The sequence below is a fragment of the Sandaracinobacteroides saxicola genome, from assembly GCF_014117445.1.
In the GTDB taxonomy this organism is placed as follows: Bacteria; Pseudomonadota; Alphaproteobacteria; order Sphingomonadales; family Sphingomonadaceae; genus Sandaracinobacteroides_A; species Sandaracinobacteroides_A saxicola.
Map to the genome: position 1 here is coordinate 1,519,437 of NZ_CP059851.1, position 13,889 is coordinate 1,533,325.

15 protein-coding genes are annotated in these 13,889 nt (G+C 69.1%); 9 read left to right on the forward strand and 6 right to left on the reverse strand.

All coding sequences use genetic code 11. The features are described 5' to 3' along the window. The first annotated feature begins 7 nt into the window (after positions 1 to 7). Together H3309_RS07600 and H3309_RS07605 are read left to right on the forward strand one after the other, a co-directional pair. On the forward strand, positions 8 to 1,156 hold the full coding sequence (locus H3309_RS07600) for an alpha-L-fucosidase (protein ID WP_182298155.1): 1,149 nt from the start codon (positions 8 to 10) through the stop codon (positions 1,154 to 1,156). 63 nt (positions 1,157 to 1,219) lie between these two features. Further along, the gene (locus tag H3309_RS07605; RefSeq protein ID WP_207791575.1) at positions 1,220 to 1,552 is read left to right on the forward strand and encodes a TFIIB-type zinc ribbon-containing protein; all 333 of its coding nucleotides are present in this window, start codon (positions 1,220 to 1,222) and stop codon (positions 1,550 to 1,552) included. A 4-nt stretch (positions 1,553 to 1,556) separates the two neighbouring features. Here the strand turns inward: H3309_RS07605 and H3309_RS07610 are convergent, their stop codons facing one another. Further along, on the reverse strand, positions 1,557 to 2,321 hold the full coding sequence (locus H3309_RS07610; RefSeq protein WP_182298156.1) for a Coq4 family protein: 765 nt from the start codon (positions 2,319 to 2,321) through the stop codon (positions 1,557 to 1,559). A 166-nt stretch (positions 2,322 to 2,487) separates the two neighbouring features. Here H3309_RS07610 and H3309_RS07615 point away from each other — a divergent pair, with 166 nt between their 5' ends. After that, positions 2,488 to 4,446 carry a DUF4394 domain-containing protein gene (locus tag H3309_RS07615; RefSeq protein WP_182298157.1) on the forward strand — a complete coding sequence of 653 codons (1,959 nt, stop codon included), beginning with the start codon at positions 2,488 to 2,490 and terminating at the stop codon, positions 4,444 to 4,446. Between the two features lie 279 nt (positions 4,447 to 4,725). Here the strand turns inward: H3309_RS07615 and H3309_RS07620 are convergent, their stop codons facing one another. After that, entirely contained in the window at positions 4,726 to 5,625 is a 900-nt protein-coding gene (locus H3309_RS07620; protein WP_182298158.1) for a phytanoyl-CoA dioxygenase family protein, read from the reverse strand. Further along, on the reverse strand, positions 5,591 to 6,181 hold the full coding sequence (locus H3309_RS07625) for a TetR/AcrR family transcriptional regulator (protein WP_182298159.1): 591 nt from the start codon (positions 6,179 to 6,181) through the stop codon (positions 5,591 to 5,593). Before H3309_RS07625 ends, H3309_RS07620 begins: the two co-directional genes overlap by 35 nt. A 114-nt stretch (positions 6,182 to 6,295) precedes the next feature. Between H3309_RS07625 and H3309_RS07630 the strand changes: the two genes are divergently transcribed. Continuing rightward, entirely contained in the window at positions 6,296 to 6,700 is a 405-nt protein-coding gene (locus tag H3309_RS07630) for an MAPEG family protein (protein WP_182298160.1), read from the forward strand. Here H3309_RS07630 and H3309_RS07635 read toward each other — a convergent pair. Beyond that, entirely contained in the window at positions 6,697 to 7,872 is a 1,176-nt protein-coding gene (locus tag H3309_RS07635; protein WP_182298161.1) for a CaiB/BaiF CoA transferase family protein, read from the reverse strand. The genes H3309_RS07630 and H3309_RS07635 overlap by 4 nt on opposite strands. A 65-nt stretch (positions 7,873 to 7,937) precedes the next feature. Between H3309_RS07635 and H3309_RS07640 the strand changes: the two genes are divergently transcribed. Next, the gene (locus tag H3309_RS07640; RefSeq protein ID WP_243453878.1) at positions 7,938 to 8,885 is read left to right on the forward strand and encodes a hydroxymethylglutaryl-CoA lyase; all 948 of its coding nucleotides are present in this window, start codon (positions 7,938 to 7,940) and stop codon (positions 8,883 to 8,885) included. A gap of 72 nt (positions 8,886 to 8,957) precedes the next feature. Further along, positions 8,958 to 9,317, forward strand: a complete 360-nt coding sequence (locus H3309_RS07645; RefSeq protein WP_182298162.1) for a DUF3597 domain-containing protein — start codon at positions 8,958 to 8,960, stop codon at positions 9,315 to 9,317. 226 nt (positions 9,318 to 9,543) lie between these two features. Here the strand turns inward: H3309_RS07645 and metW are convergent, their stop codons facing one another. Both metW and metX read right to left on the reverse strand, forming a co-directional pair. Further along, a complete protein-coding gene (metW, locus tag H3309_RS07650; protein ID WP_182298163.1) occupies positions 9,544 to 10,131 on the reverse strand; it encodes a methionine biosynthesis protein MetW in 588 nt (195 codons plus the stop codon). Further along, positions 10,125 to 11,237, reverse strand: coding sequence for a homoserine O-acetyltransferase MetX (gene metX, locus H3309_RS07655; protein WP_182298164.1), 1,113 nt, complete (start codon positions 11,235 to 11,237; stop codon positions 10,125 to 10,127). The genes metW and metX overlap by 7 nt, the downstream gene beginning before the upstream one ends. A 163-nt stretch (positions 11,238 to 11,400) precedes the next feature. On the opposite strand from metX, the gene hisC reads away from it, so the two are divergent. The 3 genes from hisC to H3309_RS07670 are packed head-to-tail and all read left to right on the forward strand — an operon-like array spanning position 11,401 to position 13,846. Further along, positions 11,401 to 12,504 (forward strand): histidinol-phosphate transaminase, encoded by a 1,104-nt coding sequence (hisC, locus tag H3309_RS07660; protein ID WP_182298165.1) that lies wholly within the window; start codon positions 11,401 to 11,403, stop codon positions 12,502 to 12,504. Further along, positions 12,504 to 13,424: a prephenate/arogenate dehydrogenase family protein gene (locus H3309_RS07665; protein ID WP_182298166.1), complete on the forward strand. Its 921-nt coding sequence runs from the start codon at positions 12,504 to 12,506 to the stop codon at positions 13,422 to 13,424. Before hisC ends, H3309_RS07665 begins: the two co-directional genes overlap by 1 nt. 50 nt (positions 13,425 to 13,474) lie before the next feature. Next, positions 13,475 to 13,846: a hypothetical protein gene (locus H3309_RS07670; RefSeq protein WP_182298167.1), complete on the forward strand. Its 372-nt coding sequence runs from the start codon at positions 13,475 to 13,477 to the stop codon at positions 13,844 to 13,846. The last annotated feature ends 43 nt before the right edge of the window (positions 13,847 to 13,889 follow it).

The window sequence follows — 13,889 nt, forward strand, 5'->3', positions numbered from 1 at the left end:
GCCGCCGATGCCCGCCCACCACGACCTCGCCGCCGGCCACCCGCGCTACCTGCCTGTCCCCGCCAGTCTCAATCATCACCCCCTCCCTGCCTGGTTCCAACAGGCCAAGCTCGGCATCTTCGTCCACTGGGGCCTCTACTCCGTTCCGGCCTTTGCCCCGCGCGGCCCCAATCCCAACCCAGCCGCGCCGGATGCCAACGCCTTCAACCCCTATGCCGAATGGTATGCCAACACGATGCAGTTTCCGGGGTCGGAAACCGCCGCCTACCATCGCACCCATTTTGGCGACGCGCCCTATGCCGACTTCACCCCGGCCTTCGAAACCGCTGCCGCCAATGCAGACTATACCGCCTGGGCGCGCACCTTCGCCGCATCCGGCGCGCGCTATGTCATCCTCGTCACCAAACATCATGACGGATATCCGCTGTGGCCCACGGCAGTGCCCAACCCGCATCGCCCAGGCTGGCACTGCCAGACCGACGTCGTCGGCAAACTCGCCGCCGCCGTCCGCGCCGAAAACATGCGTTTCGGAATCTATTATTCCGGCGGCCTCGATTGGACCTTCAACCCCGCCCGCGTGGACAATGCCCGCGACATGCTGCGATCCATGCCGCACAGCCACGCCTATGACAGTTACGTCGCCGCCCACTATCGCGAACTCATCGCCCATGTCCGCCCCGATTATCTGTGGAACGATGTCGGTTACCCGGTCGAACAATCGTCCTTTGCCCTTATGGCCGATTTCTACAACGGCAACCCCGATGGCCTTGTCAACGACCGCTGGCTGGGTGCGCGTGAGCTGCTGACTGCGCCGCCCGAACAACAGGCGATCCGAATGCGCGAATTCGGTCGCTATCTCGCCCAGCATCGCCCGCCGCCACCGCCCCATTATGACGTCATCACGCCCGAATATGCGGCAGACCTGCAACCCCTCGAAAAGCCATGGGAGGCCACGCGCGGCATCGGCTTTTCCTTCGGCTACAACGCCAACGAGCCGGAAACCGACCTGCTTGCCCCCAACTCCCTCGTCGCCCTTTACCGACGCATCGTCGCCAGCGGCGGCAACCTCCTCTTGAATGTCGGCCCCCGCGGCGACGGCAGCCTCTGCCCCATGCAGGTCGCCCGCCTGCACGCACTCGGCGAAAGCCGGCACTGACGCATCTTGCCAACGCCCGCCCCTGCCCCCATCTCCCATCCACATTTCAACGGAGACATATTCATGCCCGGCCCGATGACCTGCCCCGTCGATGGCGCGACGCTTACCATGAGCGAGCGTCAGGGTATCGAGATCGACTATTGCCCCACCTGCCGCGGCGTCTGGCTCGACCGTGGAGAGCTCGACAAGATCATCGAGCGCGCCAATCCGGGTGCACCATCGCCTGCCGCCCAACCGGCCCCGCAACCCGCGCCGCAAACGCCGCCGCCCGCCGCCCCCTGGGGCGCGCCAGCCTACCCGGCGCAGGGCTATGGCCAGCCCGGCTACAATCAGGGCTATGGCAAACCCTATTACGGCAAGCGCAAGAAGAGCTTCCTCGAAGAACTGTTCGACTGAGGCTTCAGGCCGCCCGCATCCGTTCCTGCACCACCAGTTCCTGCGCCACTAGCGCCGGCGCCTTCGGCATCAGCGGCACGAACGGCGCTTCGCGCTCCAGGCCATATTCGGCCCGCAGCGCCGCCAGCGGTTCATCGATGCGCCGCTCGAAATCGATGAACTGGATCGACCGCGCCCGCCGCCCGAACGCCCAACCATCGGTGATTGCGTCCATCGCCGGCTGGATCAGCGCCGGATCCACCAGCGTCGCATGCCCCATCACCACGGACAGCGTCATCGCCGCATAGGGATAGTCCATCTGCGCCAGCTGGAACGCCTGCAACGCCAGCTCGTGCAGCGGATGCGTGGTATAGCCGGTCAGCACATGGTGCAGGTCGTGCGTCTGATACCCGCGCAGCACCTTGTACCGGATCACCGCCGGCATCCGTGACAGCTTGCCACTGGCGGCAAACTCATCGGTCAGCGCCGCATAACCCACTGCCAGATGCTCGGCCAGGCCGTTCGCCACCATATGCTCCCGCCACGCCGCCCCCAGCGTGCCGACCGCGCAATCCGCCACCAGGCCCAGGCTGAACGGTTCCGCCATGAACCCCGCCCGCGCGAGCGGGCCATGGTCGGGATGGTCCTCGATCGCTGTTACATAGGCATCGATGGCGGCCTGCGGCGCCGTTTCCCACCACTCGTTGAACAGCAGGTGCACGCCATGCGCGTAGAAATCGCCCACGCTCCGCAGGAACTTCTCGCCGAACGCCGGGTCTATCGCCGCCATGCCGTCCTCCCTCGCCAGCCCAATTCTGCGCCCCTGCACCGCCACGGTCAACGTGGGCGTCCTGTGGCCGAATGGCAACAATCGCGGCACCAATCCACACCGTGCCGCGCAACCCCGCCCCGGCCGCCGCGTTCACCCGCCGTCCCAATCACGGATGGAGTGTTTCATGTTGCGTAAATCCCTTGCTTTCGCCGCCCTGCTCGCCGGCTCCGCCCTTCCCTCCAGCCTTCACGCCCAGGCCGTCGCCACCATCGGCGCGGGCAACACGCTGGTCACCGTCCAGGCCGGCACGCCCGGCACCGCGCTGCGCAGCCAGGCGATCACCGGCCTCGCCGCCGGCGACGTGCTGCTCGGCCTCGATGCCCGCCCGGCCGCGCCGCGCACCTTCTATTCCACCGGCGCCAGTGGTCAGCTGTACGCGATCAACGCCAACACCGGCACCGCCGTCCGCATCGGCGCGCCGATCACGCTGCCACCCGGCGCCACCGCCGCCGGCTATGATTTCAATCCTGTGGTGGACCGCCTCCGCGTCGTCACCAACAACGGCGCCAACCTGCGGCTCGATCCCAACACCGGCCTGGTCGCCGGCCTCGACACCAATGTCGCCTATGCGGTGGGTGATGTCGCCGCCGGCGTGCTTCCCCGCGTCACTGGCGCCGCCTACACCAACAATGTCGTGGGCGCGACACAGACCACGCTCTATGTCATCGACAGCGGCCGGGGCTCGCTGGCCATCCAGGGCAGCCTGCTCGGCGCGCCGGTCTCCCCCAACATCGGCACGCTGACCACCGTCGGCGCGCTCGGCGTCAACACCAGCGACCGCGTCGGCTTCGACATCTCCGCGCAGGGTCAGGCCCTAGCGACGCTCACCGATCCCACCACCGGCGTCACCTCGCTTTACAGCGTCAACCTGTCCACCGGGCAGGCAACCCTGGTCGGCGCGCTCGTCGGCAATACCGGCTATACCGGCCTGTCGTTCAGCGCGGCACCGACGGCCTCGTTCGCCGCCTCGGGCAACCAGGTGGCGGTCGCCAACGCCATCGATGGTTTCATCGGCGTGCCGTCCGTGGAAACGACCAATTTCTACAATGCCTTCGATGCCCTGCCCAATGACGCCGAACGCCAGGCCGCGCTCAACCAGTTCACGCCCGGCGGCTACTCCCTGCTGCCCGACCTCAGCATGCGCACGGCGGAGTTCCAGCAGTTCACCACGCTCCGCTACCTGCGGGACTATCGCGCCGGCGGCACCGGCGTCGAAGGCACGGCGGGTGTCGCGGCGCCCGGCGAGCGCAAGTTCGGCAGCTTCCTGGTGGCGCGCGGCGGCACCGGCAAATATCGCGCCGCCGGCGACCGTCCCGGTGTCAGCTATGGCGAAAGCAGCGTGATCGGCGGCATGGACCTGCGCTTCGGCGAAAAATCGCTGATCGGCGTCAGCGGCGGCTACAGCCGCATCGATGCCCGCCTGTCGCCCAATGCCGAAAACAGCCATTTCGACAATTGGTTCGCCGGCGGCTATGGCACCTTCGGCGTCGGGCCGGCCTATGTCGACCTCTACGGCAGCTATGGCGAAGGCACGATCAACCTGAAACGCCGCGTGGGCTTCGGCAATTTCGACACCGCCTACCAGGCGCGCACCCGCAGCCGCACCTGGGTGGCGGGCGGCGCCGTCGGCCTCAGCTTCAACTTCGCCGGCGTCGAAGTCGAACCCTCGGCCGGCCTGCGCTATACCGACACGAAGTTCCGCGGCTTCAGCGAAGGCCAGAATTTCGGCGCCTTCACCTTCGGCGAGGAACGCTACAAGTCGGTGCTGTCGAACGTCGGCCTGCGCCTGGGTGGCGCGTTCGAGGTCGGCACCGCCACCGTCCGCCCGGAAGTGCGCGGTGCCTGGCGGCGGGAATGGAAAGAGGATGGCGCGCGTACCATCAACTATGGTTTCGGCGGCGTCCCCAACGGCAACCTCGCCTATGTTACCACGCCGCTGGACCGCGACTATGGCACCTTCGGCGCCGGCTTCACGGTCAGCGGCCCGACCAGCCCGTTGTCCTTCGTGGTGGACTGGAACGCCGACCTGATCGGTGATCGCCAGCTCCACACGATCACCGGCGGTGCCCGCCTGACCTTCTGAAACGGCGTTTCACGGGTGAACGGGCGGTCGCTTGCGGCCGCCCGTTCTCACGTCGCGCGCTCAGCGGCGCGCAGCGTCACGTCGCGCGCTCAGCGGCGCGCAGCGTCACGTCGCGCGCTCAGCGGCGCGCAGCGTCACGTCGCGCGCTCAGCGGCGCGCAGCGTCACGTCGCGCGCTCAGCGGCGCGCAGCGTCACGTCGCGCGCTCAGCGGCGCGCAGCGTCACGTCGCGCGCTCAGCGGCGCGCAGCGTCACGTCGCGCGCTCAGCGGCGCGCAGCGTCACATCGCACCTTCGGCCGCCCGCGCCGCCACCCGGTCATACAGCCCATCACCCCAGGCCTCCGCGCGTCCGCTGAACAGCCATTCGGGCGGCACCACTTCCGGTCCCTCGCCTGGCGGCAGCGGGGGCGTGAAATAGCCCAGCGCATAGCTGCCCATGGCATAGCCCAGCAGGTCGCGCAGCTCCGGCGCGAAATCCTTGGCCACTTCGGGCGGGCAGGCGAGATACTGGTTCTCCTCCTGCCGCAACCAGCCCAGGCAATAGGTGATGTTCAACCCGCACCGATCCGCGCCGGAGACATTCGCCCCTCCGCCGTGGATCACCGACCCGGAATAGACCAGCACCGATCCCGCGCGCATCTCGGCAAAGCCGATCTCGGACTCATCCGGCACCCGCGTCTCCTCCCAGCGGTTCGACCCCGGCACCACCCGTGTCGCGCCATTGGCTTCGGTAAAGTCCGTCACCGCCCAAATCGTGTTCAGCTGCGGCTCGATATCCGGCCGCAGCCAGCCACCCCAGGCCAACCGATCCCGATGCAGCGGCTGCACCCCCTGCCCGTCCATGATCCTGATCAGCTGCGTCAGATGCAGCTGATAACGATCCGCGAACGGCAACAGGAAGGCCTCGCACGCCCCGGTCAGCCGCGGGTCCAGGATCAGCTCCCGGCAGGCGGCGGAGCGCGCCGCCAGCGCACCGGTGCGCGTCGTCCGCCGGCCGGTGAAATCATCCATCCCCACCGGCGTGGCGCGGACATAGGGCATGATCTCGTCGCGCAGCCGGTGCAGCATCCGCGGCGCCATCGCATCGTCGATGATCAGCGCGCCGTCCGCCCGCAGCACGGCGACGATGTCGGCCGGCGTCGCGTCAGGCGATAGATGTGTCAAACTCGGTCGGGTCATGGATAGCCTTTCCTTCCAGCAGGGGTTTCAGCATCAGCGTCAGCAGCGCCCGTTGGCGCGCCGGCGGCCAAAGCTCGGGCTCCAGCGTGGCGCGGCTGCCGATCCCATCCACCGCCGCCATGATCGCCGCCGCGATGTCCGCTGCATTCTCACCACCGATCTTCGCCGCCAGCGCCGCCTCGATCCGGCGGTAATAGTCCCGGTGCACCCGCGCCAATGCTGGCACGAACGCCGCCCGCCCCCAGAAGGCGATCCACACCCGCCATTCCTTGGCCGACTGTTCATCGACCGGCAGCGCGTCGGCCAGCTGCTCGATCGCCGGCCGTGCATCCACCTCCGCCGCTTTCGCCATCAAGCGCTCGCACACCGCCTCCAGCGCGGCCAGCAGCACGGCGTCCTTGTCCTCGAAATAATGCGTCAATGCGCCCGTGGTCACGCCTGCCCGCCGCGAAATGCGTGCGAGTTTCGTGCCGTCCAGACCATCGGCGGCAATGGATTCAATCGCCGCATCGGCAATGCGGGCACGGCGTTCATCCGGATCGACTCGTTTTGGCATAACCGTTATTATGTATAAATCGATGCGCCCGTCAACCCTCCTCGGTGCGACGGCGCTTGACCGCAGCCGCCTCCACCGTTCAAAGTCAGACTCAAATCACCGGGGGACTGCACAATGACCGATTTTCCGCACACCACGCTCGCCATCGTCTTCGTGCTGCTGGTCTATTTCTGGACCTCGATGCAGGTCGGCAAGGCACGCGCCCAACATGATGTGAAGGCCCCCGCCAGCAGCGGCCACCCCGAATTCGACAAGCGCTACCGCGTCCAGATGAATACGCTCGAAACCCTCGTGCTCCTCCTTCCCCTGCTGTTCCTCGCTGCCCCCGTCCTCGGCGACCTCATCACCGCCCTTCTCGCGCTCACCTACGGCGTCGGCCGCATCATCTACGCCCGCGCCTATTACCGCGACCCCGCCAGCCGCAGCGCCGGCTTCGGCATTTCGATGTTGCCTGTCGTCGTCGCCCTCGTCGCCGCGATCTGGAGCGGCATCAGCGGCATTCTCGCAATGATGGCCTAACCCACCGCCCCCGCCGCAAACAGCGCAGCCACCTCCGCTTCACCGCGCCCCAGCCCGGCCAGCAGCGCCCGTGTGTCCTGCCCCGGCATCGTCAGCGTCTGCGCGCCCGCCGCCCGCACGCCGTCCACTTCCACCGGGATCACCGGCAGCAGCGTCGGCGTGCCATCGGGCAGCTCCACCGCGCGCAACCCGCCGCTTGCCAGCAGGTGCGGGTCCTCGAACAACTCCTCCGGCCGGCCGATCGGCGCGAACGGCAGCCCGCTGCCGTCCAGACGCGCGATCAACTCGGCCTTGGTGAACATCTTCAACCGCGCCCGCACCACCGGCATGATCGCGTCGCGCGCCCGCACCCGCGCGTTGTTCGCCCGCCAGGCGTCGTTCGCCCACAGTTCGGGCAGATCGAACAGCGCGCAGAACTTCTCCCACAGCGCGTCCGTCACCACCCCCACGAACACCGCGTCGTCATCCGCGGTCTCGAACACGTCATAGATCGCCCAGGCGCTCACCCGCGCCGGCATCGGCGCCGCGGCCACCCCCGTCACCGCCTTCTGCGCCATATGCTGGCCCACCAGATAGACGGTGGTCTCGAACAGGCTGCTGGCCACCTTGCCGCCCTTCCCCGTCCGGTGCCGCCGTTCCAGCGCCGCCAGCACGCCGATCACCCCGAACATGCCGCCCGCCACGTCGATCACGCTCGCCCCGGCGCGCAGCGGCCGCCCCGGCGGCCCGGTCATATAGGCAAGGCCCCCCATCATCTGCGCCACCTCGTCCAGCGCGGTACGCTCCTCATAAGGCCCCGGCAAAAAGCCCTTCTCCGTGCAGTAAATCAGCCGCGGATTGAGCGCGGCGAGCGCCTCATACCCCAGCCCCAGCCGGTCCAGCGCCCCCGGCCGGAAATTCTCCACCAGCACATCGGCACCCGCCGCCAGGTCCCGCGCCACCCCCAACCCGTCCGCCGATTTCAGGTTCAGGCAGATGCTCTTCTTCCCCCGGTTGTACATCGGGAAATAGCCGGCGCCGCTCCCCAGCAGCCGCCGTGTCGCGTCGCCGCCCATCGGCTCCACCTTCACCACCTCGGCACCCAGGTCCGCCAGCACCGCCCCCACCGCCGGCCCCATCACCATATGGGTGAACTCCACCACCTTCAGTCCCCTCAGCGGCGCGTCATCCATCGCTTGTCCCTTTCATCGTTCGTCGCCATATGTCCGGACAACTTGTCCCCTGCAAGGCGCGCCCGATGACCGACCGGCTGATGGATGGAATCGATGTCCTGGTGAGCGAGGTCGGCCCGCGCGACGGCCTGCAATCCATCGCCCCCACCCTGCCGCTGGCCGCCAAGAAGGCCTGGATCGACGCCGCCGTCGCCGCCGGCATCCGCGAGATCGAGGTCGGCAGCTTCGTCCCCGCCCACATCCTGCCGCAACTCGCCGACACGGCCGACGTCGTTGCCCACGCCCGCACCCACCCGGCGCTCCATGTCGCCGTCCTCGTCCCCAATGCCAAGGGCGCCGAGGCCGCGCTGGCCGCCGGCGCGCACAAGATCACCCTGCCGCTGTCCGCCAGCGAAACCCACAGCCTGAAGAACCTGCGCCGCACCCACGCCCAGGTGTTCGACGAAGTCGCCCGGATCGTCGACCTGATCCGCGCGCTGCCCGCCGACCGGCGCCCGACCTTCGAGGGCGCCGTCAGCACCGCCTTCGGTTGCACCCTCGAAGGTGAAGTCCCCGAATCGACCGTCGTCGCGCTCGCCGAAAAACTCATGGCCCTCGGCTGCGACGAGGTCGGGCTTTCCGACACGACCGGCTATGCCAATCCCGCGCAGGTGAAACGCCTGGTCCGTGCCGTGCACGCTGCCATCGGTGCCGACCACATGACCGGCCTCCACCTCCACAACACCCGCGGTCTCGGCCTCGCCAACGTCCTCGCCGGGCTGGACGTCGGCATCACCACCTTCGATGCCTCGCTCGGCGGCCTCGGCGGCTGCCCCTTTGCGCCGGGCGCCAGCGGCAACATCGTCACCGAGGATCTGGTGTTCATGCTGGAGGCGATGGGCCTCAGGACCGGCATCGACCTCAACCGGCTGATCGCCTGCCGCGCCATCCTCAGCGCCGCCCTTCCCGGCGAATCCCTCTACGGCTTCACCCCCGACGCCGGCCTGCCGCTGGGCTTCCGCGCCGCCGCCTGAACGCTTGCCGTCACGCGCCTGTCGTGCAAGGCTGTCATGCGCTCGGCGTTCTAACGAGAAAGGAATGGCATCATGGGCCTGTTCACCACGCTCAAAGACAAGATTTTCGGCCACCCCGACGCGAAGCGGGCCCCCGCTCCCGCCGCGCCGCCCGCCGCCCCCGCGGCGCCCATCGTGGCCTCCGCGCCGCAACCGCAACCCGTCGATGTCGAGGCGACGCTCGCCTATCTCGCCGAAAAATCCGGCCAGCCCTCCAACTGGCGCGAATCCATCGTCGACCTGATGAAGCTCGTCGACATGGACAGCTCGCTCGCCGCGCGCAAAGAGCTCGCCGACGACCTCGGCTACACCGGGGACAAGAATGACAGCGCCAGCATGAACATCTGGCTGCACAAACAAGTCATGGCCAAACTCGCCACCGCCAAAGCCTGACCCGAACACACCCCTCCCGCCCCGCGCAGCGGAGAGCGGGGAGTCGAAGACGGCGCAAAGCGCCAGCGGCGACTTGCGCGACAGCGCGGTGGGGGTGGGTATCCACCACCCTCCCCGCCGTCACCCTAACACCGCCGCCCCACCCCACTAAGTCCCTCCCCCGCTTGCGGGGGAGGCGACTCGCGTCAGCGAGCGGGAGGGGGTCTTGCCCCCAACACCCCACCCCCTATCCCCGCCGCAATACGAACAACGCCGTATCCGCCCGCCAGTTGGCCGATGCCGCCGGCACCCGCCGGCCATCCGACAGATGCGCCTCGGCCTCCACGGCCAGGCCCATCGTCCGCACCAGGTCGCGGAAATCATCCACCGTGCAGAAATGGATATTGTCGGTCTCATACCAGCTCACCGGCAGGCTCTTCGTCACCGGCATCCGGCCCTTCAGCAACAGGTGCAACCGCGCCCGCCAATGGCCGAAGTTCGGAAACGCCACCACCGCGCGGGCACCGATCCGCAGCAGCTGTTCCAGCACCCGATGCGGCGCCTGCATCGCCTGCAAGGTTTCCGACAGGATGGCATAGTCGACCGATCCCGCCGGCCAATCCGCCAGCTCCGCCTCGGCATCGGCCTGGATCACGCTCAGCCCGCGCGCCACCGCGCTTGCCACCCGCACGGGATCGATCTCCACCCCCCGCCCATCGACGCCCTTATGGTCACGCAGCCAGGCGAGCAGCGCCCCGTCGCCACAGCCCACGTCCAGCACGCTCGCTCCGTGTGGAATCACCGCAGCAATCGCAGCAAGCCCGGGCTTCAGCATTCGCCCGCCCGCAGGAAGCCGTCGACCACGCGGTTCAGTTCCGGCGCCTCCAGCAGGAAGGCATCATGCCCGAACGGGCTCGACAGCTCCACGAAACTGGCATGGCAACCCGCCGCCACCAGTGCCTGCGCGATCCGCCGGCTCTCGCTGGTCGGATACAGCCAGTCACTGTCGAAACTCACCACGCAGAAGCGCGTGGCGACGCCCCGGAACGCATCCGCCAGCGGCATGCCCAGATCGAAATAATCCATCGCCCGCGTGATGTAGAGATAGCTGTTGGCATCGAACCGTTCGACGAAGCTCATCCCCTGGTGCCGCAGATAGCTTTCCACCTGGAAATCCGCGTCGAAGCCGAAACTCACCGCCTCGCGCGCCTGCAGGCGCCGGCCGAACTTCGCCTGCAACCCCGGCTCCGACAGATAGGTGATGTGCGCCGCCATCCGCGCCACCGCCAGCCCCGCCGCCGGCGTCACGCCCGCCTCGGCATAGCGCCCGCCCCGCCACCGGGGGTCCGCCATGATCGCCTGCCGCCCCACCTCATGGAAGGCGATGTTCTGCGCCGAATGCCGCGCCGCGCTCGCGATCACCACCGCGCTCCGCACCCGCTTTGGGTGCGCCGTCGCCCACACCAGCGCCTGCATCCCCCCCATCGATCCGCCCACCACCGCGCGCAGCACCTCGATCCCCAGCACATCCAGCAGCGCCGCCTGCGTCCGCACCATGTCCGCGATGGTGATCACCGGGAACTCCAGCCCCCACACCCGCCCGGTCGCGGGGTTCAGGCTCGATGGCCCCGTCGTCCCCATGCAGCCGCCCAGGATATTGGCGCAGATCACGAAATGCCGCGCCGGATCGATCGGCTTTCCCGCGCCCACCATCCGCGTCCACCACCCCGGCTTGCCGGTCAGCGGATGCGGGCTCGCCACATGCTGGTCGCCGGTCAGCGCATGGCACACCAGCACCGCATTGTCCCGCGCCGCATTCAGCGTCCCCAGCGCGGTATAGGCGATCTCCACCCCCTCCAGCACCACGCCGCAGTCCAGCCGCAGCGGCCCCGGCAGGGTCACCCGCAGATCGCCCTCCACCCTGATCGCCACGCTCGCCATGCCGCCCGCGTTAACCCCCCCCTCCCCCCCACGCAAGCATTCCCCTCCCCCCACGTGAGCACAGCGAACGGAGAGTGGGGAGGGCCAGGGTGGGGGCGTTGCCACACAGCACCATTCCCCCAACCCTTGCCCCCCCCGCCCGCCCCCTCTATGCCCCCCGGCCATGAACAGCCTCCCCACCGTCAACCCCTGGATCGACCAGCTCGCCCCCTATGTCGCCGGCTCCGCCAAGGCCCCCGGCCACGCCCACCCGGTCAAGCTCTCCAGCAACGAAAACCCCTGGGGGGCCTCGCCCCGCGCGCTCGACGCCATGCGAGAGGCCGCAGCCGCCGCCCACCGCTACCCCGAAGGCAGCGCCACCATTCTGCGCGAAGCCCTCGCCACCCTCCACAACCTCGATCCCGACCGCATCGTCTGCGGCACCGGCTCGGACGAGATCCTGCAACTCATCCCCTCGCTCTACTGCGCGCCGGGTGACAGCGTCGTCTATGTCCGCCACGGCTTCATGGTCTATCCCATCGCCGCCCGTCGCGCCGGCGCCGAGCCCATCGCCGCGCCGGACACGAACTACACCGCGGACGTCGATGCGCTGCTCGCCACCATCCGGCCGGATACGCGCGTCGTTTTCCTCGCCAACCCCAACAACCCCACCGGCACCATGATCCCCGCGTCCGACGTCGCGCGCCTGCACGCGGGGCTGCGTCCTGACATCGTGCTGGTGCTCGACCAGGCCTATGCCGAATATCTCGACGCGCCTGACCCGGACGGCGCGCTGGCGCTCGCCACCACCGCAGCGAACGTCGTCGCCACCCGCACCTTCTCGAAAATCTACGGCCTTGGCGGTGCCCGCGTCGGCTGGGCCACCGGCCCCAAGGCCATCATCGACAATATCGCCAAGGTGCGCGCCCCCTTCAGCGTCAGCAACAGCGCCATTGCCGCCGCCACCGCCGCGCTCGCCGACCAGGCGTTCGTCGCCACCTGCCGCGCCGAGAACAACCGCCTCCGCGCCGAACTGGTCTCCGCCATCGAAGGCCTCGGCAACCATGGCCTCACCGCCATCCCATCGGTCGCCAACTTCGTCCTGATGGCCTGCCCCACACAGGGCCCGCTCGCCGCCCCTGCCATCCACGCCGGGCTGATGGCGCGCGGCTTCATCACCCGCCACCTCCCCGGCCAGGGCCTGCCCCATGCCGTGCGCATCAGCATCGGCACCGAACCCGAAACCCGCGGCGTCATCGCGGCGCTGCGCGACCTCGCGGCCGCCTGATGCTCGCCTTCTCGCGCGTCGCCATCATCGGCATGGGCCTCATCGGCTCCTCGCTTGCCCGCGCCATCCGCGCCCAGCTCCCGACCGTCCGCCTGACGGTCACGGATGCCGACCCCGCCGTCCGCTCGCGCGTCCTCGATCTCGACCTCGCCGACGACGTCGCCGACAACGCTGCCACCGCCGTGATCGACGCCGACCTCGTCATCCTCGCCGTGCCGCTCGGCGCCTTCGCCGCCGTGGGCGTGACAATCGCCGCCGACCTCGCCCCCGGCGCGGTGGTCAGCGACGTCGGCAGCGCCAAGGCCGCCGTTACCGAGGCCCTCGCCTCCCTGATGCCGCCGGGCGTCCACCTCATCCCCGCCCACCCCGTCGCCGGCACCGAAAAATCCGGGCCTGACGCCGGTTTCGCCAGCCTGTTCCACAACCGCTGGTGCATCCTCACCCCGCCCGAGGGTACGGACCCCACCGCGCTCGCCCGGCTCACCGATTTCTGGACCCGCCTCGGCGCCCGCGTCGAGATCATGGACGCGAAACATCATGACCTGGTGCTCGCCGTCACCAGCCACCTCCCCCACCTCATCGCCTATTCGATCGTCGGCACCGCGAGCGACCTCGAGGGCGTGACCCAGTCCGAAGTCATCAAATACAGCGCCGGCGGCTTCCGCGACTTCACCCGCATCGCCGCGTCGGACCCCACCATGTGGCGCGACGTCTTCCTGACCAACAAGGACGCCGTGCTGGAGATCCTGCAACGCTTCACCGAGGACCTCACCGCCCTGCAACGCGCCATCCGCTGGGGCGACGCCGACACGCTGCATCACCGCTTCGCCGCCAGCCGCGCCATCCGCAAGGCGATCATCGACGCCGGGCAGGACGCCGACACCGTCAACTTCGGCCGCGACATCGCGCCTCCCCGCTGACAACCCTGCCTCACATGACAGCGCGCCCGGCGCCCGCTATTGCCCCCCGCATGACCGCCCACCCCCGGCACCAGGCCCTTGCCGCGTTCATCGCCGCCCTGGCGCTGATGGTGGCGGCTTTGGTGCCACAGGGCTGGATGCCCGCCCGCGCCGCCGGCCTCCCCGGCCTCGTCATCTGCACCGCCGACGGCTTCAAGCCGCTGCCCGACGGCGCCGACCACCCCACCCCGGCGAAACCGGCAAACAGCGCCCCCTGCACCTTCGCGCTCACCGCCCACGCCGCCCCGCCGCCCCTGCCGTCGCTCCCGGTCCCCGTCCGCATCGACGCGCCGGCCGATCCCGTCGCCATCGCGACGCCCTCAGCCACGCCAAGCCCCGCCACCCGGCAACCCCCGGCAACAGGCCCTCCCGCGCACGCCTGACCCGGCCTCCCGCCGGTCATGCGCTACCGCCAAATCCCCGGCC